This is a genomic window from Arthrobacter agilis, from assembly GCF_006494655.1.
Lineage (GTDB): Bacteria > Actinomycetota > Actinomycetes > Actinomycetales > Micrococcaceae > Arthrobacter_D > Arthrobacter_D agilis.
Map to the genome: position 1 here is coordinate 65,381 of NZ_VHIM01000005.1, position 25,084 is coordinate 90,464.

Annotated in this window: 23 protein-coding genes and 3 tRNA genes; 17 read left to right on the plus strand and 9 right to left on the minus strand. The window is 70.1% G+C overall.

The annotated features are described in order from the left end of the window. Positions 1 to 5: 5 nt before the first annotated feature. The 4 genes from FJV46_RS09065 to FJV46_RS09080 form a co-directional block, all read right to left on the minus strand. On the minus strand, positions 6 to 1,061 hold the full coding sequence (locus FJV46_RS09065) for an alcohol dehydrogenase catalytic domain-containing protein (RefSeq protein ID WP_087027677.1): 1,056 nt from the start codon (positions 1,059 to 1,061) through the stop codon (positions 6 to 8). A 46-nt stretch (positions 1,062 to 1,107) separates the two neighbouring features. Further along, positions 1,108 to 2,331: an MFS transporter gene (locus tag FJV46_RS09070; RefSeq protein WP_087027679.1), complete on the minus strand. Its 1,224-nt coding sequence runs from the start codon at positions 2,329 to 2,331 to the stop codon at positions 1,108 to 1,110. A 233-nt stretch (positions 2,332 to 2,564) separates the two neighbouring features. After that, positions 2,565 to 2,954, minus strand: coding sequence for a hypothetical protein (locus FJV46_RS15355; protein ID WP_179195202.1), 390 nt, complete (start codon positions 2,952 to 2,954; stop codon positions 2,565 to 2,567). A 187-nt stretch (positions 2,955 to 3,141) separates the two neighbouring features. Then, entirely contained in the window at positions 3,142 to 4,062 is a 921-nt protein-coding gene (locus FJV46_RS09080; protein ID WP_087027680.1) for an AEC family transporter, read from the minus strand. Between the two features lie 344 nt (positions 4,063 to 4,406). Between FJV46_RS09080 and FJV46_RS15700 the strand changes: the two genes are divergently transcribed. Beyond that, positions 4,407 to 9,857 (plus strand): rhamnogalacturonan lyase family protein, encoded by a 5,451-nt coding sequence (locus tag FJV46_RS15700; RefSeq protein WP_269461564.1) that lies wholly within the window; start codon positions 4,407 to 4,409, stop codon positions 9,855 to 9,857. Between the two features lie 235 nt (positions 9,858 to 10,092). On the opposite strand, the gene FJV46_RS09090 is transcribed toward FJV46_RS15700, so the two are convergent. Continuing rightward, entirely contained in the window at positions 10,093 to 10,968 is an 876-nt protein-coding gene (locus tag FJV46_RS09090; RefSeq protein WP_087027682.1) for a potassium channel family protein, read from the minus strand. 107 nt (positions 10,969 to 11,075) lie between these two features. On the opposite strand from FJV46_RS09090, the gene FJV46_RS09095 reads away from it, so the two are divergent. The 5 genes from FJV46_RS09095 to FJV46_RS09115 all read left to right on the plus strand — a co-directional run bounded on the left by FJV46_RS09095 (position 11,076) and on the right by FJV46_RS09115 (position 16,293). After that, complete coding sequence (locus FJV46_RS09095) at positions 11,076 to 12,314, plus strand: cation:proton antiporter domain-containing protein (protein WP_232008550.1); 1,239 nt, start codon at positions 11,076 to 11,078, stop codon at positions 12,312 to 12,314. Positions 12,315 to 12,561: 247 nt separating this feature from the next. Further along, positions 12,562 to 12,903 carry a thiamine-binding protein gene (locus FJV46_RS09100; protein ID WP_087027683.1) on the plus strand — a complete coding sequence of 114 codons (342 nt, stop codon included), beginning with the start codon at positions 12,562 to 12,564 and terminating at the stop codon, positions 12,901 to 12,903. Between the two features lie 84 nt (positions 12,904 to 12,987). Further along, positions 12,988 to 13,527, plus strand: a complete 540-nt coding sequence (locus tag FJV46_RS09105; protein ID WP_232008551.1) for a GNAT family N-acetyltransferase — start codon at positions 12,988 to 12,990, stop codon at positions 13,525 to 13,527. 172 nt (positions 13,528 to 13,699) lie between these two features. Beyond that, positions 13,700 to 14,512 carry a spermidine synthase gene (locus tag FJV46_RS09110; protein ID WP_087027685.1) on the plus strand — a complete coding sequence of 271 codons (813 nt, stop codon included), beginning with the start codon at positions 13,700 to 13,702 and terminating at the stop codon, positions 14,510 to 14,512. A gap of 50 nt (positions 14,513 to 14,562) precedes the next feature. Further along, positions 14,563 to 16,293: a cation:proton antiporter gene (locus FJV46_RS09115; protein ID WP_087027687.1), complete on the plus strand. Its 1,731-nt coding sequence runs from the start codon at positions 14,563 to 14,565 to the stop codon at positions 16,291 to 16,293. 10 nt (positions 16,294 to 16,303) lie between these two features. On the opposite strand, the gene FJV46_RS09120 is transcribed toward FJV46_RS09115, so the two are convergent. After that, entirely contained in the window at positions 16,304 to 17,755 is a 1,452-nt protein-coding gene (locus FJV46_RS09120) for an NCS2 family permease (protein ID WP_087027688.1), read from the minus strand. 140 nt (positions 17,756 to 17,895) lie between these two features. Between FJV46_RS09120 and FJV46_RS09125 the strand changes: the two genes are divergently transcribed. After that, positions 17,896 to 18,528: a copper resistance CopC family protein gene (locus FJV46_RS09125; protein WP_087027690.1), complete on the plus strand. Its 633-nt coding sequence runs from the start codon at positions 17,896 to 17,898 to the stop codon at positions 18,526 to 18,528. Positions 18,529 to 18,588: 60 nt separating this feature from the next. Here the strand turns inward: FJV46_RS09125 and FJV46_RS09130 are convergent, their stop codons facing one another. Next, positions 18,589 to 19,242, minus strand: a complete 654-nt coding sequence (locus FJV46_RS09130; protein WP_232008552.1) for an FAD-dependent monooxygenase — start codon at positions 19,240 to 19,242, stop codon at positions 18,589 to 18,591. Positions 19,243 to 19,517: 275 nt separating this feature from the next. Between FJV46_RS09130 and FJV46_RS09135 the strand changes: the two genes are divergently transcribed. Beyond that, the gene (locus tag FJV46_RS09135) at positions 19,518 to 20,543 is read left to right on the plus strand and encodes a universal stress protein (RefSeq protein ID WP_232008553.1); all 1,026 of its coding nucleotides are present in this window, start codon (positions 19,518 to 19,520) and stop codon (positions 20,541 to 20,543) included. A gap of 75 nt (positions 20,544 to 20,618) precedes the next feature. Here the strand turns inward: FJV46_RS09135 and FJV46_RS09140 are convergent, their stop codons facing one another. Continuing rightward, positions 20,619 to 20,840, minus strand: coding sequence for a hypothetical protein (locus FJV46_RS09140; protein ID WP_104150512.1), 222 nt, complete (start codon positions 20,838 to 20,840; stop codon positions 20,619 to 20,621). Between the two features lie 16 nt (positions 20,841 to 20,856). After that, positions 20,857 to 21,228, minus strand: a complete 372-nt coding sequence (locus FJV46_RS09145) for a metallopeptidase family protein (protein WP_232008554.1) — start codon at positions 21,226 to 21,228, stop codon at positions 20,857 to 20,859. Between the two features lie 233 nt (positions 21,229 to 21,461). Here FJV46_RS09145 and FJV46_RS09150 point away from each other — a divergent pair. The 9 genes from FJV46_RS09150 (at position 21,462) to FJV46_RS09190 (ending at position 25,012) form a co-directional block, all read left to right on the plus strand. Next, a tRNA-Glu gene (locus tag FJV46_RS09150) sits at positions 21,462 to 21,534 on the plus strand. A gap of 88 nt (positions 21,535 to 21,622) precedes the next feature. After that, positions 21,623 to 21,696: transfer RNA gene (locus FJV46_RS09155), tRNA-Asp, on the plus strand. 69 nt (positions 21,697 to 21,765) lie between these two features. Continuing rightward, a tRNA-Phe gene (locus FJV46_RS09160) sits at positions 21,766 to 21,838 on the plus strand. A gap of 359 nt (positions 21,839 to 22,197) precedes the next feature. Then, positions 22,198 to 22,596: a hypothetical protein gene (locus tag FJV46_RS09165; RefSeq protein ID WP_126130545.1), complete on the plus strand. Its 399-nt coding sequence runs from the start codon at positions 22,198 to 22,200 to the stop codon at positions 22,594 to 22,596. A gap of 79 nt (positions 22,597 to 22,675) precedes the next feature. After that, the gene (locus tag FJV46_RS09170; protein ID WP_087027698.1) at positions 22,676 to 23,134 is read left to right on the plus strand and encodes an Asp23/Gls24 family envelope stress response protein; all 459 of its coding nucleotides are present in this window, start codon (positions 22,676 to 22,678) and stop codon (positions 23,132 to 23,134) included. Positions 23,135 to 23,141: 7 nt separating this feature from the next. After that, positions 23,142 to 23,333: a DUF2273 domain-containing protein gene (locus FJV46_RS09175; RefSeq protein ID WP_087027699.1), complete on the plus strand. Its 192-nt coding sequence runs from the start codon at positions 23,142 to 23,144 to the stop codon at positions 23,331 to 23,333. A 43-nt stretch (positions 23,334 to 23,376) separates the two neighbouring features. Then, complete coding sequence (locus FJV46_RS09180) at positions 23,377 to 23,754, plus strand: hypothetical protein (RefSeq protein ID WP_087027701.1); 378 nt, start codon at positions 23,377 to 23,379, stop codon at positions 23,752 to 23,754. Further along, complete coding sequence (locus FJV46_RS09185; RefSeq protein ID WP_087027702.1) at positions 23,751 to 24,353, plus strand: DUF6286 domain-containing protein; 603 nt, start codon at positions 23,751 to 23,753, stop codon at positions 24,351 to 24,353. Before FJV46_RS09180 ends, FJV46_RS09185 begins: the two co-directional genes overlap by 4 nt. Then, positions 24,350 to 25,012 (plus strand): hypothetical protein, encoded by a 663-nt coding sequence (locus tag FJV46_RS09190; RefSeq protein ID WP_087027704.1) that lies wholly within the window; start codon positions 24,350 to 24,352, stop codon positions 25,010 to 25,012. Before FJV46_RS09185 ends, FJV46_RS09190 begins: the two co-directional genes overlap by 4 nt. Positions 25,013 to 25,084: the final 72 nt, after the last annotated feature.

The following is a 25,084-nucleotide window of genomic DNA, read 5'->3' on the forward strand; positions in this document are numbered from 1 at the left end:
CGGTGTCACGCCGTACCGGGCCGCCCGACCTCGATCACGGTCACCCCACCGGCGGACCGGTCGCCCGCCATGGCGACCAGGGCGTCGGGGGCGTCGTCGAGGGGAATCCGGCGCTCGATCAGATCCTGCGGCCGCAACCGGCCCTCGGCCACCAGCGCCATCAGGCCCGGGTAGTCCCGCGCGGGCATCCCGTGGCTGCCGAGGACCGAGAGTTCCTTCCCGATCACGGCACCCATGGGAATCACCGGATCGGCGGGGAAGAGCCCGATCTGCACGTGCCGGCCGCGCGGACGGAGCGACAGGATGCCGGCTGCGGCGGTCTCCTCGCGGCCCAGCGCATCGACGGACACGTCCACGCCCCCGGGTGCTGCCGCGAGGACGGCGGCGGCCACCGCCTCCGGCGACCGCCCACCGGCGTCGATGGTCACCTCGGCGCCGAAACGGGTGGCGCGGGCCAGGGCGGCGCCGTCGATGTCCACCGCGATGACCCGCGCACCGAGGGCGACGCCGATCATCACGGCACTCAGCCCCACGCCCCCGCAGCCGACCACCACGAGGGTCTCGCCCGCCTCGAGGCGCGCCTGATGCACGAGACCCCGGTACGACGTCGCGAAGCGGCACCCGAGGAGGGCGGCGGCGCCGGCGTCGAGCGCAGCGGGAACCGCGATCAGGTTGATGTCGGCGTGGTGCAGCGCCACGAGCTCGGCGAAGGAACCTGCGTGCGTGAAGCCCGGCTGCGTCTGGTTGCGGCACACCTGACCGTTGCCGGAGGCGCACTCCGGGCAGGTGCCGCACGCACAGACGAAGGGCGTGGTGACGCGGTCGCCGACGGTGAACCGCCGGACGTCGTCGCCCACGGCCTCGATGGTTCCCACCAGCTCGTGGCCGGGGACATGGGGCAGCGTGACGCCGGCGTCGTGGCCCAGCCAGCCGTGCACGTCGCTGCGACAGAGTCCCGTCGCCTCGACACGGACGACGACGCCTGCAGGCGAAGGAACGGGCGGTGGCACGTCCCGGAGGACGGGTCGGGCGGAGAACTCGTCGAAGCAGACAGCGCGCATCGCTCCATTCTGCCCGGTGCTCCCCGCCGGCAGCATCGCGGGAGGGTCAGGGCTCGCGGAGGCGGTGCCGCTCCCTGCGATCTCTGACCGTGTCGGTCGCGAGGCTCAGGGCGAGGCCCGCGGCCACCAGGACGATCATCACGAAGGGGAGGATCTCAAGCCCGATGCCGTCCAGCAGGAGCCCTCCGAGCAGGGCGCCGCCGCCGATCCCCACGTTGAACGCGGTGGTCTGCAGGGCGGCCGCGAGGTCACGCGTGCGGAAGGACGCCGTCCGCAGCATGCGGGTCTGCAGCATCGCGGGGATGCCGCCGAAGGCCGCGCCCCAGACGATCACCGCGATCAGGACCACCGCGGTGTTCGTCGTGGCCATGGCCAGGACGAGGACCGCCGCCATGACCCCGAAGACCACGCCCACGAACGCCTTGCGCGGAAAGCGGTCCGCCGCGTACCCGGCACCCACGAGCCCGATGATGCCCGCTCCGCCGTAGAGGAACAGGACGAGGGCGATCGACGAAGGTTCGAAGGAGGAGACTCTCGTCAGCCACGGCGCGATGTACGTGTAGAAGGTGTTCTGGCCGGTCAGGATGATCAGGATCACGGTGCACAGCAGGATCACCGACCGGAAGCTCGGGTCCCGCGTGAGCGGTACGCGCACCTCGCCCGCCTTCTGCTCCACGTGATGGTTGACCGGCGGCAGGAACTTGACGATCACGAGCGCGAGGAGGGCGACCACCACGCCGATGACGGTGAACGCGGTGCGCCAGCCGAGGGCGTTGCCGATCGCCGTCCCCACCGGCACACCGAGGACGAAGGCCGCGGTGCCGCCGCCCGCCGTGATGGCGACCGCCTTGCCGAGCTGGTGCGCGGGCACGAGGTGCGCCGAGTAGGCGGCGACGACGGCCCAGAAGAGGCCGTGCGCCAGGCCGCCCAGGATGCGCGCGATCACCAGCACGGCGTACGTCGGCGCGACGGCCGCGAGGACGTTCGCGACGGCGATCACCAGCAGCACGACGACGATCAGGGACTTGCGGGAGAAGCGCTGCGTCAGGGCGGCCAGCGGCGTGGTGGCGACGACCACGGTGCCGGCGAAGATGGTCACGAGGTAGCCCGCCGTCGAGATGCCGACCCCGAGGTCCCGCGCCATGGCGGGAAGGAGCCCGGTGGGGAGGAACTCGCTGGTCACGGAGACGAAGATGGCGCCTGCGAGGGAGAGGAGCCCGATGTAGGGGAAGGGTGCGGTCGCCTTCACGGGCGGGGAGGAGACAGACAAGGGCTACCAATCATGGGGACGTGTTCCGGTGGGTGCTGCCCCGGCTGCACCGTTGGATACCGGAGGGAGTACTGCCGTCAAGGGTAGCGAGGGCCCCGACACTGGCCTAACACCGTGCGGGTCGATGACATTCCTGCTGCCTGTCCGACGCTGCTCGCGGCCCCGCCGGCGGTGACCGTCCGACCCCTGCTGCCTCGGCGCAGCTTCTTGCCCGGCCGCCGTGCCCCGACCGGCTAGCGGCGTTCCGTATCCGACCAGGATCGGCCGCGGGCACTGCCGGCGTGCCCGGAGGACGACTCGTCGTCGCTGCGGCTCCCCGCCGACGCCACCGTCGACGCCACCGTCGACGCCACCGTCGACGCCGACGACGGGGCCGACGCATCGTCGTCGGCCCCGTCGTCCTGCGCGGGCACGAGGCTCAGGCGGGGGCCGGCGTCGCGCTCGTCGAGTTCATCGGCCAGCTCGTCCTTGCGTGAGGCGGTCTCGGCATCGACTTGCCCGTCGGTCGCGTACTCGTGGTCGATCTCCCGGTGGACCTTGCTGTTGAGGACTTCGACCTCCTCGTCGCGGAGCCGTTCGAGCTTCTCGGGGAATGGCTCGTCTGGGGTGATCCTGCTTTTCATATCCGCTCCATGTGCAGGCCGTGAACTGCACGGCGACCGTTCGAATGGTAGGGCTCCCGACGACCGTCAGCAAGCAGGACGCTGAGTACCCGTTGCACCACGCGCTGTCCAGGCCCACCCGCCACTCTGCTCACGTCGCCCTGCTCACCCGTTCACCCGCTCACCCGCCGCCCTGCCCACCCGCCACTCAGGCGAGCAGGGCGGCGACGATGATCAGCGCGGGGATGGCGAGGACGGAGGAGAGGAGCACCGCGTCGCGGGCCAGCGGGATGCCGCGGCCGTACCGGCTGGCGAACATGAAGACATTCTGGGCGGTCGGCAGGGCGGAGACGACGACGGCGCCGAGGAGGCGCTCGCCGTCGAGCCCGAACAGATGGTGCGCTATGAGGTAGGTGGCCACCGGCATGAGGGCCGTCTTGAGCACCGTGGCCGTCAGGACCTGCAGGCGGTCCGGGCCGGCCTTGAGCGGGCGACTCCCGGGCAGCGACATCCCGAAGGAGAGCAGCACCATCGGGACGGCCGCGCCGCCGAGCAGGGTGAGCGAGTCCCACACCGGGGCCGGTGGGGCCACGCCCGTGGCGGCGACGGCGACGCCGAGGAGGGAGGCGATGATCATCGGATTGCGGAACGGCTGGGTCAGGACGGCCCGCACGGACGCCTTCCGGCTCGAGGTGAGATCGAGGATCGTGAGGTAGAGCGGAGCGAGGACGAGGAGCTGCACGAGCAGCACGGGAGCGATGAGCGTGGCGTCGCCGAGGGCGTAGACGGTGATGGGGATGCCGATGTTGTTCGCGTTCACGTAGGAGCTGGCCATCGCTCCGATGGCGGTCTCCGCTGCCGGCCTGCGGAAGAGGAAGCGGCTGATCACGAGGTAGAGGGCCGCGATGGCCAGCGACGAGATCAGGGCGATCGGCACGTACTCGGAGAAGACGGCACGGAGGTCGGCGCCGGCCAGCACGGTGAAGAGCAGGGCGGGGTTCGTCACGAAGAACGCCACCTGGTTGAGCGCGAAGCCCGCCTGCGGGCCGCCGATCACCAGCCGACCGGCGAGGTAACCGACGACGATGACGGCTCCGACGACGGCGAACCCGCCCAGTAGTCCCAGCATGCATCCTCCGTCCGTCGCTGCACCCTCGGCGAGCGCCCCCCACGAACCTATCGGGTGTGCGCGCCGCGCCGCGCTGCCAGATCCGCGGGGGCGTTACGCCGGGTCTGACACGGTGCCGCGGGTTTGGGCCGGCGTGGACGGACACCTCGAACGGGAAGCGTTTTCCCAAATCTCTTGATCCCCCCTCGAGGCCCCGCTAGGCTGACGACACCGACCGCGTCTCAGCGCTCCTCGTGCCGCCGTACCCGGCCCGTGGGAAGGGTGGTCGGAGTCCAGTAGCCGTTTTCAATGACGAAACGAGAAGGTACCTCCCCATGCCACATCCCGGTCTTCAGCGCGCCTGTTTGGCGTCTCCACTCCTCGCCGGCGTCACCATCCTCAGCCTGGCGCTCATGGGCGCTCCGGCCGTCGCCGCCGATCCGCCCCGTACCTACTCCTTCGATTTCGGCACCGCCTCGAGCCCTGTGGAGGAGGGGTGGGAACGGGTTGCAGACTCCACCACCTACGCGCCGGGTGCCAGTTTCGGCATCGTCCCGGTCGACGGCGCCGCCCCCGTCTCCCGGTACCGCCAGGCAGGAACGCCGGACGCCGTCGCCAACGACTTCGTCCTCGGCGCCGCCTGGGGATTCGTGGCGGATGTGCCTAATGGCACGTACGACGTGACGGTGCTCTCCGGGGATCAGCTCGCCGGGACCAGCACCACCAAGACCTCGATCTCCCTCGAGGGCACGCCCGCCGGTGTGGTGCAGGCCCGGCAGGCCGTGGAGCAGCAGACCTGGCGCACCACGGTCAGTGACGGGCAGTTGACGGTGGACGTCTCCGGACCGGGGGCCGGCGGTTATGTCAACGGGATCGTCATCACGGAAGCTCCGACCGCACCCGTCGAGCCCGACCCCGACGAACCCGAGTCCGCCCTCGCGGCCCCGCAGGATCTGCGCGTCGCTCACGTCGCAGCGGACGGCGTCGTCCTCCGCTGGAACGAGGTGGCCGGTGCCGCGGGCTACATCGTCTCCCGCTCCTCCTCCGCAACCGGGCCGTTCGAGCAGGTGGCCGAGACGGCTGCAGGGCGCGACGTCTTCGTCACCGACCCGACGGCCGAGACCTCCACCCCCAACTTCTACCGCGTCCAGGCCCGGGCCGCGGACGGCCTCTCGGCGCCGTCGAGCCTGACGGTCTCGAACCCCCTCGACGACCCGCCCGCCCTGCCCGACGGCGGCGTCCTGACCTTCGATCTCGGCAGTGGCACGACGGCGCAGGGGTCGGTCCGGCTCGATGCCACCTCCGCCTATTCGGCGACGACGAGGGTCGGGTTCATCGACCCGACGAAGGTCACGGCAACCGACCGCGGCGGCCAGGATGCCACCCGAGGCGACTTCGTGACCGTCGGCGACACCGAACTCGTCGTCGACCTCCCGAACGGCGACTACGCGGTGGACCTGATCGCCGGTGACGCGGGCGGCCCCACCGACGTCGCCATCACCGCCGAGCAGATGGCGAAGGTCCAGCCCACCACGAAGGCCACCGGCGAATTCCTCGAGATGTCCTTCGACATCGCCGTCGTGGACGGCCAGTTGAACCTGGACTTCGCGGGTACCGCGCCCAACCTGAACGCCCTCGTGCTCACGCGCCAGGGGGAGCGGACCGAGGGTGCCGAGCCGACGATGTGGATCACGGGCGACTCCACCGTCCAGACCTACACCAGCGACTACGCTCCGCAGGCGGGCTGGGGTCAGATGGTCGACCGTTTCCTGGACGACGGCGTGACCGTCGAGAACAAGGCGATCGGCGGGCGCAGCTCGAAGAACTTCATCAGCCAGGGCCGTCTCGACGAGGTGCTCCGCACCATCCGTCCCGGCGACTATCTGTTCGTGCAGTTCGGCCACAACGACAACAGCTACGGCGTGGACGACCGGTTCGCGGCCCCGGCCGACTACTACGAGTACCTGCGCACCTATGTGGACGGCGCGCGCCAGCGCGGAGCCACCCCGGTCCTCGTGACTCCGGTCTCGCGCCGTTCCTTCGACGCCGCGACGGGAGAGGCGAATGTCTCCTTCCCCGCCTACGTGGATGCCGTGAAGGCGCTCGCGGAAGAGACCGGCACGCCCGTCGTGGATCTCTCCGCCTCCAGCCGCGCCTACCTGACCGGGATCGGCGCCGAGGCCGCGAAGTCCGTCTTCCTCCACGTCCCGGCCGGGGTGTATGCGAACCGCCCCACCGGCACCGCCGATGACACGCACTTCCAGGACTACGGCGCCATCCAGATGGCCCGCCTCGTGGCTACCGACGTCGCCGCCCTGGACATCCCGCTCGCGGACAACGTGGCCGCCGTCGAGCCGCCCGCAGCGGTTCCCGCGGCACCCGCGGGCGTCGTCGCGAGCAACATCTCCAACGCGGGAGCGCAGCTCACGTGGCAGGCCGTGGACGGTGCGGACATCTACAAGATCAGCGTCAAGAAGGCGTCCGACGCCGACGACGCCTACGCGCTGGTCACGACGTCGACGCTCCCGCAGGCCGCTGTCAGCGGTCTGACCGAGGGGGAGTCCTACGATCTTCGGGTCGTCGCGGTCAACGGACGCGGCGATTCCGCGCCGTCCGCAGCCGTCAGGGTCACCACCAAGGCGCCGCTCTACTCGTTCGACGTGCAGCTCGCCGGCAATCCCGTGATGCCGGGCTACACCGAGGTGAACCAGAACAGCACGTACGACGCCGACCGCGGGTGGGGCTTCCTCGACGTCTCCGGACTGGGCGGCCGCGACCGGGGCGTCGGCTTCGACCCGGCGCCGACCGACCTGGAGCGCGACTTCCTGCTCCCGACGACGACCCACGAGTTCGCGGTGGACGTCCCGAACGGTTCCTACGCCGTGAAGACCTACAACGGCGACTGGATCGGTACCAGCCGCTCCACCATCCAGCTCGAGGGCAAGAACTTCGGCGACTCGAACGCGGGCCGCGCCTCGGTCTCGCAGAAGGTCAGCCAGCCGGTACAGGTCACGGACGGGCAGCTGAACCTCGTGCTCACCGGGTCGTCGTCCCGTCTCAACGGCATCGAGATCACGCCGCTGATCCTGGCGCCGTCCGGGCTGGTGCTCGACGATCTCACCATCGACGGGTCCGCCGTCACCGTCGACCTCGGCTGGGAACCCACCGAGGGTGCTGCGGGTTACCGCGTGTACCGCGCGTCGGCCGGGAACGCCCCGGTCGCCGTCGGTGACACCGACGCCCCCGATTTCAGGGACACCACGGCCGACGTCGGCCTGGCGTACACCTACACCGTGGTGGCGCTCGACGCGGCCGGCACGGAATCCGTCGCGTCGAACCCGCTCGAACTGACCACGGTTGATCCGGACGTCCCGGTGGCGCCCGTGCCGACCGGTCTGGCCCTCGGCGCCGTCAACAAGAACGACGTGACCATCACCTGGACGCCGTCGAACGGCGCCCTGTTCTACCAGGTGTACCGGGCCGAGCCGACGGCGGACGGGTCGCTCGGCGACCTCGAGCTCGTGGGCCGCGCGGACGGGGCGACGTTCACCGACACGGACGTGCTGACGACCATCGAGTACACGTACGCGGTGACCGCGGTGAACGCGGGCGGCACGTCCGATCGGTCCTCCACCATCACCTCCCCGGCCGCGACCACCCTGCAGCGCCAGGCCGAGCGGCTCGACCGCGCACCCGTCGCCGTGCAGGGCGCGTACGGCGTGTACGTGGGCTGGCGCATGCTCGGGCTCGACGACGACGCCATCGCGTTCCACGTCTACCGCGACGGCGAACGGATCACCAGTGAGCCCGTCACCGACAGCACGAACCTGCTCGACGCGGACGGCTCCGGCGATGTCACCTACCGGGTCAGCTCCATCGTGGACGGCGTCGAACGCTGGGCCACGGAGGACTTCACCGTGTGGGGCCAGCAGTACCTCGACGTACCCCTCGACAAGCCGGCCGACGCCGTCACCAAGGACGGGCAGCCCTACTCCTACAAGGCGGGCGACGCCTCCGTGGGTGACGTCGACGGCGACGGCGAGTACGAGATCATCCTCAAGTGGGACCCGACCAACAGCCGCGACAACTCGCAGGCCGGCTACACGGGCACCGTCTACGTCGACGCCTACAAGCTCGACGGCACGCGGCTGTGGCGGATCGACCTCGGGAAGAACATCCGGGCCGGCGCGCACTACACGCAGTTCCAGGTGTTCGACCTCGACGGCAACGGCAAGGCCGAAGTGACCATGAAGACCGCCGACGGCACCGTCGACGGCGCGGGCACGGTGATCGGCAGTGCCACCGCCGACTACCGCAACTCCGCCGGCTACGTCCTCAGCGGTCCCGAATTCCTGACCGTGTTCGACGGTGAGACCGGTGCCGCGATCGACACGATCGACTACGTGCCCGCCCGGGGCGACGTCGGCTCCTGGGGCGACACCTACGGCAACCGGGTGGACCGCTTCCTGGCGGGCGTGGCGTACCTGGACGGCGAGAAGCCGAGCGTGGTGTTCAGCCGCGGCTACTACACCCGGGCGGTCATCGCCGCCTTCGACTTCGACGGCACGGACCTCACCTCACGGTGGACGTTCGACTCCGATGTCTCCGGTGACGAGTACCGCAGCCAGGGCAACCACCAGTTCTCCGTCGCGGATGTCGACGGCGACCAGAAGGACGAGATCGTCTTCGGGTCCATGACCATCGACGACGACGGCGACGCGCTGTACACCACGGGCCTCGGCCACGGTGACGCCCTGCACGTCTCGGACTTCGATCCGTCACGGCCGGGACTGGAGGTCTTCGCTGCGCACGAGGACATGGGCTCCTCGGGCAACCTGGGCGCTACCTTCCGGGACGCCGCGACGGGCGAGATCCTCTGGTCCATCCCGGCGACCCGCGACACCGGCCGGACCACGATGGCGGACATCGATCCCAACCATCCGGGGGCCGAGGGCTGGGCGATCGGCGGGGACGCGTCCTACAACTCGCCCGTGGGGCAGCTGAGGTCCGCGAAGGGTGAACTGCTCTCGGAGAAGATTCCGGCCGCCAACTTCGTCACCTGGTGGGACGCCGACCTCCTCCGCGAGATCACGGACAACGACTACGACACCGAGATCGCCGCGGGAGTGCCGACCATCTCGAAGTGGAACCCCGAGACCCAGGAGGCCGAGGAGATCTATCGGGCGGAAGGGACGCTGAGCAACAACACCACGAAGGCGAATCCCGCCCTCCAGGCGGACCTGTTCGGTGACTGGCGCGAGGAGATCGTGACGCGGACCGAGGACTCCTCGGCGCTGCGGATCGCGACGACAGTCGACCTGACCGAGCACCGGCTGCGCACCCTGCAGTCGGATTCCACCTACCGGCTGGGTGTGGCCGGGCAGAACACCTCCTACAACCAGCCGCCGCACACCTCCTACTTCCTCGGCATGGACATGCAGGCACCTCCCGCGCCGAGCATCGCCTACACGGGCGAGGATCGTGGGCAGGGCGACCTGGTGAATAAGGAGCCGTCCTTCGTCCCGGAACCCGCGGGGGCGAAGGAGCTCAAGCAGTCGACGCGCATCGATCTCGGCCTGGCCGGCGAGAAATACGGGCGCGGTGCCAACGAGGTCGTGCTGGAGAACCTCGAGCCGGGCAGCTGGTTCTACGTGTACCTCGACAGCACGGGCCTCGGCTGGCGCCAGGCATCCGCTGCCGGTGAGGTCACGGTGACCACACCGGAGGACACGCGCCCGGGGAACAACAAGATCGTCGTCTTCACGGGCGACGGCGAGCTCCTCGGATGGGAGGCCCTCCGGGTCACCGGCCCCTGATGCACACCGAACGGGAGGCCCGGGCGTCGACGTCCGGGCCTCCCGTGTGCACGGGGACGTCTCGCCGTCGTCGTGCACCAGGAGGCCCGCCGATCTGGGCCATCCGCCGCCGTGTACCGCCGAGCCGGGCCACCCCGCTGTGTACCGCCGAGCCGGGCGGTCAGACCCGCGGGGGCGGTACCGCGGGTCTGACCCGCTGCCGCGGGTTTACCGCACGATCCGCTGCTAGTCGCTGCTAGTCGCTGTTGCCACGACGCCCGTGATCCGCCGCGTAGGCCGCGAAGACCTCGCCGTCATCCGCCGATGTCAGGAAACCGTCCTGCAGCTTCGAGGCCAGCTCGTCGAGGGCAGCCTCGAGCCGGGCGGCACTCAGCCGCAGATCAGGCGTGGCGCCGGATGCCGCAGCTCGCTGAATCCGGACCGCCACGTGGATCTGCCGGGCCAGGGAGAGGCAGGGGTCCTCCTCCTGGAAGTAGTAGGTCTCGGCGTGCTGCGTGAAGTCGATCCGAGCCACCACGACCTGCGACGCGAGGGTGTCGAGCACACGTGTCACGTCCCGCGGGTCCAGGTCGGGCACTGCATCAGGGTAGTGCACATCGGCCAGGCCCTTGAGCTCGAGAGCCAGGGAACGACGCCGGGACAGTGGTGGGTACACCTGTGTGAACCACGTGAGCGCAGCCGTCAGTAGGGCGAAGCCGGCCAGGCCCTCGAACGGACTGAGGAAGCGCAACCAGGCGTTCGTCGCCACTACGTCGCCGAAACCGAGGGTCGCGAGCGTGACGCTCGAGATGTACGCAGCCTCCAGGAAATCGGGGTACCGGGCTGGTTCGATCCCCGGAGAGTAGGAGAACCCGGCGGGAACGTGCGGAAGGTACACCAGCGCCCACCCGAGAACCTGCATCACCACCCAGAGGATGAGCACGGCGACCATGATGGCCGGCCCGATGGCCGATCCCAGGCGGTGCCCCATGCGCCGGGAGAATGCCCACAGGGACCGCATGACCCAGGTACTGATGAAACCGGTCCCGCTCGGATGCACCAGGGACTGGTAGGTGTCGAGGAGGCCAACGACAATGAGCGCGGCTCCCGCGATCGTGAGGACCGTATCCATGCGTGACTCCCATCAAGCCTGCTGCGCGGGGGCATCGTGACCCACCCGTGACCGATACCAAGGCTACTGTGGATTGCGCCCCGCTCCTCGGACGCTTACGGAAGGTGGTGCCGACCATCGATATCAACCTCATCCTCGCCCTCTTCGCCGGTGTCATCCTGCTCCTGTCACTGGCGTCGTCGGTCCTGCAAAGGATCAGCCTGCCCGGCCCCGTCCTGGCGCTCGCCTCGGGGGTGCTGCTCGGGCCTGCAGCCCTCGGCATCATTCGTATCGAGGATTTCGGCCTGCCCGCCGGCGACCTGCTCGAGCAGACCGCGCGGGTGACCCTCGCCGTCGGTCTCGCCGGTGTGGCCCTGCGCCTGCCGCACGGCTACTGGCGCCGCAGCCGCCGATGGGTCATCTCGGTCATCGCCCTCGGGATGGTCGCGATGTTCGCTGTCGCGACTGGCATCCTCTGGGCGCTGCTGGGCGTACCGTTCCTCGTCGCGCTGACACTCGGCGCGGTCATCACACCGACGGACCCGGTGGTGACGACGCCGATCGTCACGGGCTCGCTGGCGAAGGAGAAGGTGCCCGCCGGTGTGCGTTACGACATCTCCTCCGAGAGCGGACTGAACGACGGGCTCGGATACCTCTTCGTCCTGCTACCGGTCCTGCTCCTCACCTCACCTGCGACCGCGGCACGGGAGCTCCTGACGACAGTCCTCCTCCGGGAGGTTCTCGGGGCCGCCCTGTTCGGCGCGGTCCTCGGCTTCGTCCTCGGCAAGCTCTTCGTCCTGGCGAAGGACCGGGGCCTGATGGAGGAGAGCTCCTACCTCGGGTTCCTTGTCCCGTTCTCCCTCCTGGTCCTGGGCGCCGGCAAGCTCCTCGGCACCGACGCAGTACTCGCCGTGTTCGTCGCCGCTGCGGTATTCGGGCAAGTCATCCCGCAACAGGACGAGAACGAGGAGGACTCCATCGAGGATGCCGTGAACAGGTTCTTCCTCCTGCCGATCTTCATCCTGCTCGGTCTGGCCCTGCCCTGGGAGGAGTGGTCCGCCCTCGGCTTGGGCGTGCCGGTCGTCCTCCTCGCCGCAGTGCTGCTGCGCCGTGCGGTCGCACTCGCCCTCCTGCGCCCCTTCCTGCGTCGTATCCACGACGTCCCGCAGACGGTCTTCCTCGGCTGGTTCGGGCCGGTCGGGGTCTCGGCCCTCTTCTACGCAACCCTTGCCGAGCGAATGACGGGCAATCAGGACATCTTCATCTACAGCACGCTGGCCATCACGCTCTCTGTGATCGTCCACGGCATCTCCACCGCCCCCTTCAGCGCGTGGCTCCATCGACGGGAAGCTGCCCGCTCGTCCTGAGCACTCCGCCGCGGGTTCGCGTCCGCGATGGGTGTTGCGCGCGGTGGGCGGCGGGCGCGCCGAGCCGGGCTGTCAGATGCGCGGGGGCGTCACGCCGGGTCTGGCACTGCGCCGCGGGTATGCGCCCAGCCGCGATGTGCGCCGAGCCCCGCGAGGACGACGTCGAGCGGCTCGACGACGTCGGCCAGAACCGTGGGACGTCGCACGGGGGCTCCCCGACAGGACGCCGACGTGCCAGACTGGGGCCATGCTCGTAGCCTTCAGCGTCGCCCCGTCCGGTTCCTCCGATCTCACGAGCGAGAACCCGGAGGGGTCGGTGCACGACGCCGTGGCCGCCGCGGTCGCCGTCGTCCGCGAGTCCGGGTTGCCGAACCACACCGATTCGATGTTCACCACGATCGAGGGTGAATGGGACGAGGTGATGGCCGTGATCAAGAATGCCACCGAGGCGGTGGGCCGGTACGGCAGCCGCGTCTCGCTGGTCCTCAAGGCCGATATCCGCCCCGGCCGCACGGGTGAGCTCACGGGGAAGCTCGACCGCCTCGAAGCCGCTCTCGCCGAGCAGGAGCAGTTCGAGGGCCACTCCTGATTCGCGATACCCATCGGGACGGGTGACCCGGGGCCGATGAACACGGGTCCCCACTCGGTAGCCCGAGGCCACTAAACTGGGGCCGTGACACAGCCCCTGCTGACGCTCCCGTACGTGATCCGCCCGGCCACGGTCGACGACGCCGAGGCCTACGCGCGCACCCACGTGGCCTGCCTGCACGAGACGTACGAGCACATCATGCCGCCCGAGTACCACGCCTACTACGACGCCGAGCTGCCCGCCATCATCGAGCGGCGTCGCACGGCCTTCGAGGAGGCGGCGGGGACGCCCGGCAGCGCGCGGAGCTGGCTGGCGTTCGACGACGACGGCGGGCCCGTGGCGATCGCGACCTCAGGGCCCGGCCGCGACGACGACCGCCCCGACTTCGAGCTGCATCACATCTACACCCTGCAGAGCACCCACGGGACCGGCCTCGGGCAGCGCCTGCTCGACACCGCGATCGGCACGCGCGCCGCCTACCTCTGGATCCTCGATCACAACCCGCGCGCCGAGCAGTTCTACCGCCGGAACGGCTTCGAACCCGACGGCACGGCGATGCTCTGCGGTCCCACCTGGCACTACCGGCCCATGTTCCGGATGCACCGCGCCGACCGGCCCGCCTGACGCCGTCGACGGCAAGGCCCGAACGAGGCGCGGAACGCCGCCCGGCCCCGGCTAGCATGAGAGGCATGCCCACCCCCCGCCTCACCTCGCCGCGCTGCGCCCTGTCCGGTGAAGAGGTACGGCCGCGAACTGCGCCCCTCGTGCCCGCCGGCACCGTCGCGGGCCGTCGCTGATGGCGAAGCCGTCGGGACCCCGCCCGGAGATCGGCGAGTTCCCGATCGACACCGGCACCTGTGAACTCGAGCCGGATCCGTACAACGCCAACGGCTGGGTGCTGCGCATCAACGGGGTACCCAGCTCGCACATCGACCTGGCGGACCCCCTGCAGCTCGACTTCGAGTACATGCGCTGGATCGCATCGCTGGTCGACGCGCGGTGGGCCGGCACGGACAGGCTCCGGGTGCTGCACCTCGGTGGTGGGGCGTGCTCCCTCGCGCGCCGCTTCGCAGCATCGCATCCGCAGGCGCGCCAGGTCGTCGTCGAACTCGACGGGCGCCTGGCCGAGCTGGTGCGCCAGTGGTTCGACCTCCCGCGTGCGCCGCTGGTGCGCATCCGGGTCGGCGAGGCCCGGGCCGTGACGGAATCACTCAGCGAGGCCAGCCGCGATCTCGTGATCCGGGACGTCTTCGCCGGCGCGGTGACTCCGCAGCCGCTCACCACGCGGGAGTTCACCCGGGCGGCCAAGCGTGTTCTGGCGCCGGACGGCGTGTACGTGGTCAATTGCGGTGACGGCCCGAATCTCGCGATGGCCAAACGTGAGGCCGCGACCATCGGTGCGGAGTTCACCCACACGGTCATCCTCGCCGACCCGGCCATGCTCAAGGGACGGCGCTACGGGAACGTGATCGTCGCGGGCAGCGATGCGCCGCTCGGTGACGCCCCCGGCCTGGCGCGGGAACTGCTCGGCGGGGGAGTGCCCGCCCATCTCTGGCAGGACGCGCGGGTGCGCAGCTTCGCCGCGGGGGCACAGGCACTCACGGACTGATGGCACGGACGACGACGGCGGCGCCACCCGCCAGGAACTAGGCTGGGCGCGTGGAACCGGGACTGTTGGGCATCATCGGGATCACCGTCCTCGTCGCGGTGGCAGTTCTCGCCAAACGCGTCGGTGTGGCCGCACCGCTCCTGCTGGTCGTCGTCGGGATCGGGCTCTCGTTCGTCCCGGGGGTGCCCAGTTTCAGCATCCCCGACGAGTGGATCCTCGGCGGGATCCTTCCGCCGCTCCTCTACGCCGCAGCGATCAAGACACCCGTGACGGACTTCCGCCGGAACCTCACGCCCATCGCGAGTCTCTCCGTGGCGCTCGTGGTGGTCTCAGCCTTCGTCACGGGACTCATCCTCCACCTGCTGCTCCCCGGGCTCGGCCTGGCGGCGGCCATCGCGCTGGGGGCCGTCGTGAGCCCGCCCGACGCCGTCGCGGCGACCTCGATCGGGCGACGGCTGGGACTTCCGCCCCGGCTGCTCACGGTGCTGGAGGGCGAAGGGCTCGTGAACGACGCCACTGCCCTGGTCCTGCTGCGCAGCGCCGTCGCGGCGTCGGCGGGCGCCATGACCGGGTTCGGGTCCGTCATCGGCGACTTCGTGTTCGCCGTTGCCGCGGCGGCCCTGGTGGGGTTCGCGGTGGGCCTCGTGACGGTCTTCGTCCGGAGCAGGCTCGACGACCCGGTGCTCGACACCGCGATCTCCTTCGCCGTCCCGTTCATCGCGTTCGTCCCCGCGGAGGAGCTCGGCGCGTCCGGGGTGCTGGCCGTCGTCGTCGCGGGCCTGTACACGGGCCACCGGAGCGCCAGCCACCTCGATGCGCGGGCCCGGATCAGTGACGGCGTGAACTGGCGGACAGTGCAGTTCCTCCTGGAGAACGGCGTCTTCCTGCTCATCGGCCTCGAGATCCGTGGCCTGCTCCAGAACATCGACGAGTCGCTGCTGAGTATCACGGACACGGTGCTGATCGGCTTGCTGACCACCCTCGTGCTCATCCTCCTGCGCTTCCTGTGGGTCTTCCCCCTGGTCCTGCTCATGCGGCGACTCCCGAGCAGGGCCGAGCGCCGGTCGGTCCAGCTGCGCCGCGGTCTCGGGCGGTTGCGGCGCAAACGGACCCTCGATGCGCGGCAGGAGCGGCGGCAGCGCGCCCTCACCCGCCTCTACGAGCGGCGGCAGGCGGATCTCGAGCTCGAGCGCCGCGAGGGGTTCGGCTGGAAGGGCGCCACCGTCCTCGGCTGGTCCGGCATGCGGGGCGTCGTGACGCTCGCGGCGGCGCAGTCCCTGCCGTCCTCCTTCGCCTACCGCGAGCAACTCGTGCTGATCGCGTTCACGGTCGCCGTCGCCACCCTGCTGCTGCAGGGCAGCACCCTGCCGGCGCTCATCCGGCTGCTCAGGATCGAGGGGATCGACGCCGCGACGGACCGGGAGGAGTCCGCCACGCTCTTCGACGAACTGCGTGTCGAGGGCCTGCGGGTCCTCGACGACGCTCAATCGATCGTCGGCGAGGACGTCATGGTGGACGACGACGTCCTGGACCGGGTGCGGGCGGACACGGGCATGCGCGGGGAGTTCGAGTGGGAGAAGGCGCGGTTGCCGGAGCAGAAGCTCGTGCGGTCACCGCACCGTCAGTACCGCGACCTCCGGCTCGCGGTCCTGGAGGCGGAACGGCAGGCGCTCCTCGCCGCCCGCGCCCGCGGGACCTATTCCTCGCGCGTCCTGGCGCGAGCGCAGCGCATCATGGACGTCGAGGAGGCCCGCCTGCGGCCGCGGGGCGGCTCCTCCTGAGCTGCGGACGCTAGATGCCGAGCAGTTCCTCGATGGGCCCGATGCCGAAGAACACCACGAACGCGGCGGCCACGACCCACATGAGCGGGTGGACCTCGCGGCCCCGTCCCTGGATGGCGCGGATCAGCACGAAGGCGATGAATCCGGCGCCCAGGCCGTTCGCGATCGAGTAGGTGAAAGGCATCAGCGTGAAGGTGAGGAACGCCGGGATGGCGATGCCCCAGTCGTCGAAGTCGATGCGTCCCACCTGCGCCACCATCATGAAGCCGACCACCACGAGCGCCGGGGCCACGGCCTCGAACGGCACGAGGCTGATCAGCGGCGTGAGGAACATGGCCAGCAGGAACAGCAGGCCGGTGACCACGTTCGCGAGACCTGTTCGGGCGCCCTCCCCGATGCCGGCGCCCGACTCGACGTAGATCTGGTTCGAGGACACGGAGCCTGCCCCGCCGGCGACGGCGCCGAGTGCGTCGACGATCAGCACGCGGTCGACGCCCGGGATGTTGCCCTTCTCGTCGACGAGCTTCGCCTCGTTCGCGAGGCCCACCATGGTGCCCATCGCATCGAAGAAGATGCTCAGCAGGATGGTGAAGGTCAGCAGGAGCGCTGCCGTGCCGCCCAGGTGCCCGAAGGCGCCGAAGAGGCTCACGTTGCCGATCAGGGTGAGATCGGGGACCCCGACCCACGTGCCCGAGGGCAGTTCCGGTACCACCAGCGACCACCCCGCGGGGTTCGGGTCCTGGCCGGGCGTGACGCTCGGGCCCACGTCGAACACGGCCTCCAGGACGACGGCGAGCACGGTCGCTGCGAGGACGCCGATGAGGATCCCCCCGCGGACGCGGCGCACCACGAGGGCGATCGTGAGGATGAGACCGAAGACGAAGACCAGCGTGGGCCAGCCGATGAGCACCCCGCCGAAGCCGAGCCCCACGGGCACGGTGGTGTTGGCGACGTCCGGCACGCGGCGCACGAAGCCCGCGTTGACGAGGCCGATCAGGGCGATGAAGAGGCCGATGCCGACCACGATCGCCGTCTTGAGGCTCTCGGGGACGGCGTTGAAGACCGCCGTCCTGAACCCCGTGAGTACGAGGACGAGCATCGTGAGGCCCGCCAGCATGACGAGGCCCATGATGTCCGGCCAGGTCAGCCCCGGGTTGGTGGCCACCGTGATGGCGACGAACGCGTTGACGCCGAGACCCGTGGCCAGGGCGAACGGGTACTTGGCCCAGGCCCCCATCACGATGGTCAGGATGCCCGCGACGAGGGCCGTGACGGCGGCGACCCGTTCGAAGCCCAGCTCGGCGCCGGAGGAATCCGCGCCGGCAAGGATCAGGGGATTGAGCACCACGATGTAGCTCATGGCGAAGAAGGTGGCGAGGCCACCACGGATCTCCCGCGAGAACGTCGACCCCCGCTGCGTGATGTCGAAGTAGCGGTCCAGCACGGAACCAGTTTTGAGCATGGGGGATCCTCGGGCGGAAGGGGCAGGGGAGCAGTCGCGAAGATTCTATCCCGGTGACCGGCGGAGAGCCGTCCGCGTAACGCGGTCCGACCGCGCAGATGTCCCAGCACGCGGTCGGAGTGTCCGCGTAGGGTTGCACCATGGCTGCCCTTCTCCCCGTGACCCCCCAGCATCCGGCGACAACCCCCGGCGGGCGTCGTCGCCGTGCCCGTAGCGTCTCCGCCCTGGTCTCCGCCGTCGTCCTCGCCTTCACCGTGCTCCTCGGGGCCGGTGGTGCAGCCCAGGCACACGATGAGCTGACCGGTACCACCCCGGCCGACGGCGCCACCCTCGAGGTGCTGCCCCCGAGTCTCGAACTGGACTTCTCCAATGTCCCCTCGGGGATCGGCGCTCAGGTGCAGGTTCTGGACGAGGCCGGGAAGGACTGGGCGGACGGGCCCGTCGAGATCGTGGACCGGTCCGCCACGCAGGCACTGCAGCCCGGTGCGCCCGCCGGCGAGTACACGGTGAACTGGCGCGTCGTGAGTTCCGACTCCCACCCGATCGAGGGCACCTTCGCCTTCACCGCCCAGCAAGGCTCGACGACGGCTCCCGATGTGGCCACGACCGCCGGCCCGATCGATGCGCAGGACGCACCGGACAACGAGGTCGAGCGGGCGGGCGTCAGTGACTTCCCGTGGAGCATCATCCTGATGATCGGGGCGCTCGTGGTCATCGCCGTCGTACTCGGCGTCACGGCCCGGAAGAAGCTCGGAGCCGGCAGGCAGGGGTAGGCGGCGCGGGTACCGAACGGCGGACGCGGACCAGCGTCCGGACGGGCAGGACCCCGGGGGTCAGGCTCCGAGTGGTGAGATGGCGGCGCGGGGCGGCGAGATGCGGTTCAGCACGGCCGGGCCCTGTGCCTGGATGGCGTCGCTGACGAGCTTCGCCTGACGCAGGATCTCCCGCGTGGTGGGTGTCAGCAGCTCGCCGACTCCTACCAGGTGCAGGCCGATGGCCCGCAGTGCCGCCCTGAAGTCCCGGCCGATCGCGATGCCCATGGAGCGCAGGAACCTGCGCAGTTCGTTCTGCGGATACTTGGTGAGCACCACGTGGTCGGCGAGCAGGACACCGTCGGCCGTCTGGACGGCCCATTTCTTGCTGCCCACGGGTGCGGTGATGAGCTTGGGGTGCCCGATGATGCTGAGGTGTTCCGCGACGGTGCTCTGCCGGACGTCGAGTTGGTGGGCGGCGGCGTAGCCGCGAAGGAGCCGCATGAGCTCGGTGCGCTCCGAGAGGGAGACCGTGTCCGTCATGACCGTTCGCATGGCGCCGGAGTCGAAGCACTCGAGGCTCTCGACGACGATCGAGTCGATACCGCGGCGGCTGAGTTCGCTCGCGACGGCGAGGCCGGACAGCCCGGAGCCGATCACCACGGTGCTCGTCTGCTCTGCCGGTGCGGACATCGCCGACGCAGAACGGACCGGATCAAGCGGCAGCGCATCCACCGAGTTACCTCCACACGAAGCATTGGTCCCGTACGGCCCGGCGCCTCTTCCGGGCCGTACGGACTCTTGGCTGCGAACGGGTCAGCCAAGAGCACTACGCGCAGGGAACGTGCCCGAGGGCCAGCCCCGGCAACGGGTTCTCGAAGCCTATATAACTTTTTGGACCGTGGATAGGCCGCGCCCGGGGTGTGGATGGACCGATGAACGACAGTGCGCTACAAATGGTTGACCGGCCGCCACAGGTGGCAGGGACACGCGACCGAGGGAGGCCTGCCGTGGGCAGCGAGCATGCACAGGGACCGTCGCAGGGGCTGGCGCAGCACGGGATAGTCGTCGGTGTGGACGGCTCGGACCAGAGCACGTGCGCGCTGCTCTGGGCGGCGCAGGAGGCCGAGCGGCGAAAGGCCCCGCTCTATGTGGTGACCGCTTACACCATCCCCGTCTTCGCGGCGTCGAGCATGGACGCCGGGTATGCCACGGTGGACGACGACGTGATCCGGGACAGCGCGCAGTCCGTGCTACAGGAGGCCCTGACGCATATCGAGGGCATCTCCGTGGAGGTGCACGCCCGCATCGAAACCGGCGACGCGGCCGGCGTGCTCCTCGACCTGTCCGAGGAGGCCGAGCTGATGGTGGTCGGCTCGCGTGGCCGCGGAGGCTTCGTGGGACGCCTACTCGGCTCGGTCAGCAGCGCCCTCCCGGCGCATGCGAAGTGCCCGACGGCGGTCATCCCCGTGTGCACCGGGGCGCGCCTCGGCCGTCCCGACCTGGGGAAGAAGCAGGGCAGGGACCGGGACGGCGGTAGCTCGGAGGCCGTCGTCGAGCCCGTGGTCGTGGTCGGCGTCGACGGCTCGGAGCAGGCCCGCATGGCATCGCTCGCGGCCGCCGAGGAAGCGCGGTCGCGCGGGCTCGCCCTTCGGGTGATCTGCTCCGTCGCACCCTTCAACGGGTCGCTCGCCTGGGTACCCGCGCCCGTGGACCGGGAGGCCCTGCACGCCGATCTCGCCGTCCAGCTGGCGGCAGGGCGCGACTGGCTGCAGAGCCACTACCCCGACGTGGACATCCGGGTCGAGCTCGTGGACGGGTCCCCGGCGGAGGTCCTCATCAGTGCGTCCGCGACGTCGGAACTGCTGGTCGTGGGGACGCGCGGCCGGGGCGGTTTCACCGGCATGCTCCTCGGCTCGACGAGCCAGGGTGTGCTGCACCATGCGCGGGGACCCGTGCTCGTGGTCCCCGACCGTGCCGATCCGCGCCTCGAGGACCGGAGCGCTTTCGGCCCGATGATCGCTCCCGCCCGCTGATCGACACTCCTGCGGGCGGAGGCTCACCTCCGCTCGACGCCCCTCCCTCGCGTCCCGGGCCCCCAACTGCGTGCCTCAGATGCGACCGGCGGACGTCCCTTCGATCTCCCTGACCAGACCTGCCGCGGTGGCTGTGTCGTCCTGAGTGCGCCGGATGTCCTGATCGGAGGGGATGTCCGAGACCCGGGGGAGCGGGGCGTTCGGAGCGGCGAGGGAGGGAACGGCGGCTGTGCAGCCGATCACGACGACGGCGACCAGTGTTGCAAGGCTTCGACGCAGGTTGTCATTCCATGGCACCTGCGTGCGTGTCGGCCTACCCCCACCCGAGCTCGTGCAGCCGATCGTCGTCGATTCCGAAGTGGTGGGCTATCTCGTGCACCACCGTCACCAGGATCTCCTCCACCAGTTCCTCGCGGGACTCGCAGTGGCGCATGAGCGGTCCGCGGAAGATGCTGATCCGGTCGGGGAGCGATCCGCTCGCCCACCAGGAATCGCGTTCGGTCAGTGGCGTGCCCTCGTAGAGGCCGAGCAGCTCGGTGTCCGGCGGCTCGCCCGGACCCGGCTGGTACTCCTCGACGACGAAGATGGCCACGTTGTCCATGGCGCGCGCAAGGTCCTCTGGGATGCGGTCGATGGCATCGTCGACGGCATCCTCGAATTCCGGGCGCGGGATCTCGAAGGGCACGCCCTGATCGTACCGATTCCCTGCAGCCGCACCGGTCCGGGGTGAGCTCGGGGCGAGCCAGGGGACTCGGGTGCTTCCCAGCCCGCACGCGCGCCTGACCCGGGCGGGCGCCCCTGGTGCGATTTTGTGGAATCCCTTCCGTGCCCCTATAGTTTTATAGGTCCACGACAGGGAGTGATCCGCCGGGAAAGCAGGTCTTCCGGCAGGTAGCGGTACTTCGACGCGTGGCCCGGGCCCCCATCGTTTAGCGGCCTAGGACACCGCCCTTTCACGGCGGCAGCACGGGTTCGAATCCCGTTGGGGGTACGCATGGGCAGCCCTCACGGGCGGTCAACCGGCACGAAAAGTGCTGGTAGGCTGGAGCTCTTGCAAAAACAGCAAGTGATGTTAGCAAGGCCCTGTAGCGCAGTTGGTTAGCGCGCCGCCCTGTCACGGCGGAGGTCGCGGGTTCAAGTCCCGTCAGGGTCGCTCAGGCGGCTGGTACCCCTCGGGGGCCGGCCGGGCTGGATACGGTGATCATCGGAATGATGGTCGCAAGGCTCTGTAGCTCAGTTGGTAGAGCGTTCGACTGAAAATCGAAAGGTCACCGGATCGACGCCGGTCGGAGCCACCGCTGAAAACCCCGTAGTTCCTCGGAACGCGGGGTTTTTTCGTGCACCCTCTTCTCGATCTCCCGCGCGCCGGCCGGCCGGCGCGTGCGCCTCCCAGCCAATCCGCTGGTTGGCCCCGTACGATCAGCGCGGGTGCGACGCGTCCGTCGAGAAGTCCCGCGGCCGGAGTCCGGACGTTACCCAGGAGAACCACCTGGGAGAGGAGTGGGACCCTCGCCCGTTGTCACCTCCGGCACTGCACCGATCTGAAAGGACACTTGTGAGATTCCTACTCGGTTCTCTTGGTGCCCTCGCTGTCCTCGCGAGCCTGAGTGGCTGCAGTCAGGGAGCGCCGTCGCCGGTCGAGACCGTCCTGATCATGCCCGCAAGTCCTTCGGCAGAGGCCGCCCGATCGGCCGTTCCGTCGACAGAGCCCTCGCCGGCCGATCCGACAGGACGGACAGACGGCAGCGCCGAGGCCGAGGCGGCCTCCGATCCGTCCGACCACTGCGTGATGGTCGCCGGCGGCGTCACCACGGTCATGCTGGCTCCGCTGAGTCTCGGCCCCTCCTCCACTCATCAGCAGCTCGTGGTCCTCGAGCAGCAGATCCTGGATCTCCGCGAGAAGATGCCCGCCGAGTTGAGTGACGACTTCACCGCGCTCGCCCACACCATGGAAGCCCCACCGGAGGGGTCGGGTACCTTCGACGAGGTCGCTTTCCGGCAGGCGATTCTGCCCGTCGAGGACTGGCTCGACCGCCACTGCGCCACGCGCTGATCCGAGCCGTCGGCTGTCTCGCGGCAGCGTGGCCGGGCCTGTGGCTTAGGCTTGGGCTCAAGTGAAAGGGGACTCTCCGATGATCGAGCAACCCATGGGGCGGCCCGCGCCCGCCCTGCAGGATGCGCCGGCGGGCCGGACGGTGATCGGGGATCCGGCGGCCGTCAAGATCGCCGCCATCGCTGCGCGGTCCGTGCCCGGCGTGCACGCGCTGGGGCCGGGAGCCGGACGCGCGCTGGGCGCGATCCGGGACGCCGTCGGGGCCAACGATCTCGCCCACGGCGTCAAGGTGGAGGTTGGGCAGACCCAGCTCGCCGTGGATATCAGCCTCGTCGCGGATTACGGGTTCCCACTCAATGCGTTGGCCGACGCCGTGCGGGCCGCCGTCTACGAGGCCCTGACCGATCTCGTGGGACTCGAGGTCATCGAGGTGAACATCGAAGTCCTCGACGTCCACATCCAGCCAGCCGCCGAATCGAAGGCGGCGGACAAACCCCGTCCGACCGGCGCCTCCTCGCTCAAGCAGCCGGTGGAGTGATGCGGCGATGACACCCACCACCATCGGCATGACGGCAGGCGCCGTCCTCGCTTTCGCGGCCCTGGTCTTCGGCTTCTGGGGCTTCCTGCTCACGCTCGTGCTGATGCTCTGTGGAGCCCTCGCAGGGCGCATCGCCGAGGGCAAGCTCGATCTGCGCGGCGTCCTCGACGCCCTGTCCGGTCGACGCTCGTCCTCGTGACCACCGCAGACCGCCCCGCAGGACTGCCCGGCCCCTGTGCTCCATGACGCCCGACCACGCCCCCTCCGCGCCGTCGTATGCCGGCCACAACCGCATCACCACGGACGCGTTGACGAGCACTGCCCGGGCAGTGGCCGCCGAGGTGCTCGGCGTCCAGGCCGCGCAGGTCAGGGCGTCCTTCTCCGATGACCGGGGTCTCCTGGCACTCCTGCTCTCCCTGCCCCTGCCGGTTCCCGCTCTGACCCGTGTGGTCCAGGACCCGCGGGTCCTCGAGGCCTTCGGTGGGCCGCTGTGGGTCCGGGCCGACGCCGCACGCACCCCCATCCTGCAGCGGGTGCAGCACCTGACCGGCGCACGCCTCAGCCGGGTGGACATCCGCATCATCGGGAGCACCGTGACGAAGGGGGCGAGGGTCCTGTGAGCGCCGATCCGTCCGACCGCTCCTCCCCGGCGGTCACCGCCCGGATCGTGCGACGCGAACTGCATTCCTCGCGTGCCGTCCCCTCGGTCATGACGGCGATCGTGCTCGTGGTCGCACACCTGGTGCTGCTCTTCGAGGCCGTGCTGCGCGCCGTCGGCGATCGTCCGTTCCTCGTGGACCTCGAGGCCACGGCCGCCTGGATCGGGGCGCTTCCGGCCGGCGTGCCGCCGACCCTGCTCGGTACAGGAGCGCTGCTGCTCGTGGTGCTCGGCGTCCTGCTCCTGCTCCTGGCTGTCCTCCCCGGCCGGCGCGCCCGGTACACGATTCCGAACCCGCGGGCGGCCGTCGTGGTCGACGCGGAGGTGGTGGCGTCCTCGCTCGCGCGGCGAGCACGGGTCGCAGCCGGGGTAGCACCCGAGCAGGTCCTCGTGACGGTGGGCCGCTCCTCGGTCACCGTCCAGATCAGGCCCACATCGGGCGTGCCGGTCGATGCCGATGCCGTGCGGGCCGCAGTCGCGGACGACCTCCGACGCTCGAGCGTCGAACCCGCTCCGAGGATCTCCGTCGTCGTGGCCGAATCGGGCGTGATCGGGCAGTGAACACGACACCACGGGCGCTCAATCGCCTCCTGCTCGCCGTCGTCGGCCTGCTCGCCCTGTCGGTGGGCGCCGCCGGTCTCGCGCTCGTGGCGCTGCCCCGTGCCGCTGCATGGTGGGCGGCCTCGGCGCCGCGTGTGGGGGAGGCGATCGACGACGTGCGATCCGGCACCACGCTCGAGGGCCAGTCCGATTCGTGGCTGTGGATCGTCCTGGCGGCGGTCCTGTTGCTCATCATCGTGCTGCTGATCCTCTGGATCGCAACGCAGGGGCGTGGCCGCACGGGCCTTTTCGCCGGAGCCGACGGTCGGGGCCATGGGACGTTCCGTCGGGCCGCCCCTCGCGATGCGGCGCGGGGCGACGGCGATACCGCCGGGACGGTGACGATCACGGCGGCCGCGGCGGAGCAGGTGCTCAAGGCCGCGCTGCTCGAGCGGTCCGACCTCGCGAGCGCGTCCGTGAGCACCTGGCTGGTGGGCGGCGTCCCCGGACTGCGGGTCCGCGTGCTCCCCCGGAAAGGTGTTCCGCCCTACGTGATCGCGGAGGAGGTCTCACGCCTCATCGAGGCGCTCGACCTCGTGACGGGGTACCGGAGCCCCGTCCTCATCAGCATCACCACGGGGGCACGTGTCCGTTTCACCCGCGGTGAGCGCGTCGACTGACGAACCCTCGGCGCATGACGTACGTCACGATCCGGTATCGAACGCAGTCCTGAGGGCTCTGGTCTTGTCGGA

What these genes read in the sequence shown, in the direction of transcription:
- FJV46_RS09065 (WP_087027677.1), bottom strand. Translation starts at nt 1,061, where the DNA reads ATGCGCGCTGTCTGCTTCGACGAGTTCTCCGCCCGACCCGTCCTCCGG.
- FJV46_RS15355 (WP_179195202.1), bottom strand. Translation starts at nt 2,954, where the DNA reads ATGAAAAGCAGGATCACCCCAGACGAGCCATTCCCCGAGAAGCTCGAA.
- FJV46_RS09080 (WP_087027680.1), bottom strand. Translation starts at nt 4,062, where the DNA reads ATGCTGGGACTACTGGGCGGGTTCGCCGTCGTCGGAGCCGTCATCGTC.
- FJV46_RS09090 (WP_087027682.1), bottom strand. Translation starts at nt 10,968, where the DNA reads ATGGATACGGTCCTCACGATCGCGGGAGCCGCGCTCATTGTCGTTGGC.
- FJV46_RS09100 (WP_087027683.1), top strand. Translation starts at nt 12,562, where the DNA reads ATGCTCGTAGCCTTCAGCGTCGCCCCGTCCGGTTCCTCCGATCTCACG.
- FJV46_RS09110 (WP_087027685.1), top strand. Translation starts at nt 13,700, where the DNA reads ATGGCGAAGCCGTCGGGACCCCGCCCGGAGATCGGCGAGTTCCCGATC.
- FJV46_RS09120 (WP_087027688.1), bottom strand. Translation starts at nt 17,755, where the DNA reads ATGCTCAAAACTGGTTCCGTGCTGGACCGCTACTTCGACATCACGCAG.
- FJV46_RS09125 (WP_087027690.1), top strand. Translation starts at nt 17,896, where the DNA reads ATGGCTGCCCTTCTCCCCGTGACCCCCCAGCATCCGGCGACAACCCCC.
- FJV46_RS09165 (WP_126130545.1), top strand. Translation starts at nt 22,198, where the DNA reads ATGCCCGCAAGTCCTTCGGCAGAGGCCGCCCGATCGGCCGTTCCGTCG.
- FJV46_RS09170 (WP_087027698.1), top strand. Translation starts at nt 22,676, where the DNA reads ATGATCGAGCAACCCATGGGGCGGCCCGCGCCCGCCCTGCAGGATGCG.
- FJV46_RS09175 (WP_087027699.1), top strand. Translation starts at nt 23,142, where the DNA reads ATGACACCCACCACCATCGGCATGACGGCAGGCGCCGTCCTCGCTTTC.
- FJV46_RS09180 (WP_087027701.1), top strand. Translation starts at nt 23,377, where the DNA reads ATGACGCCCGACCACGCCCCCTCCGCGCCGTCGTATGCCGGCCACAAC.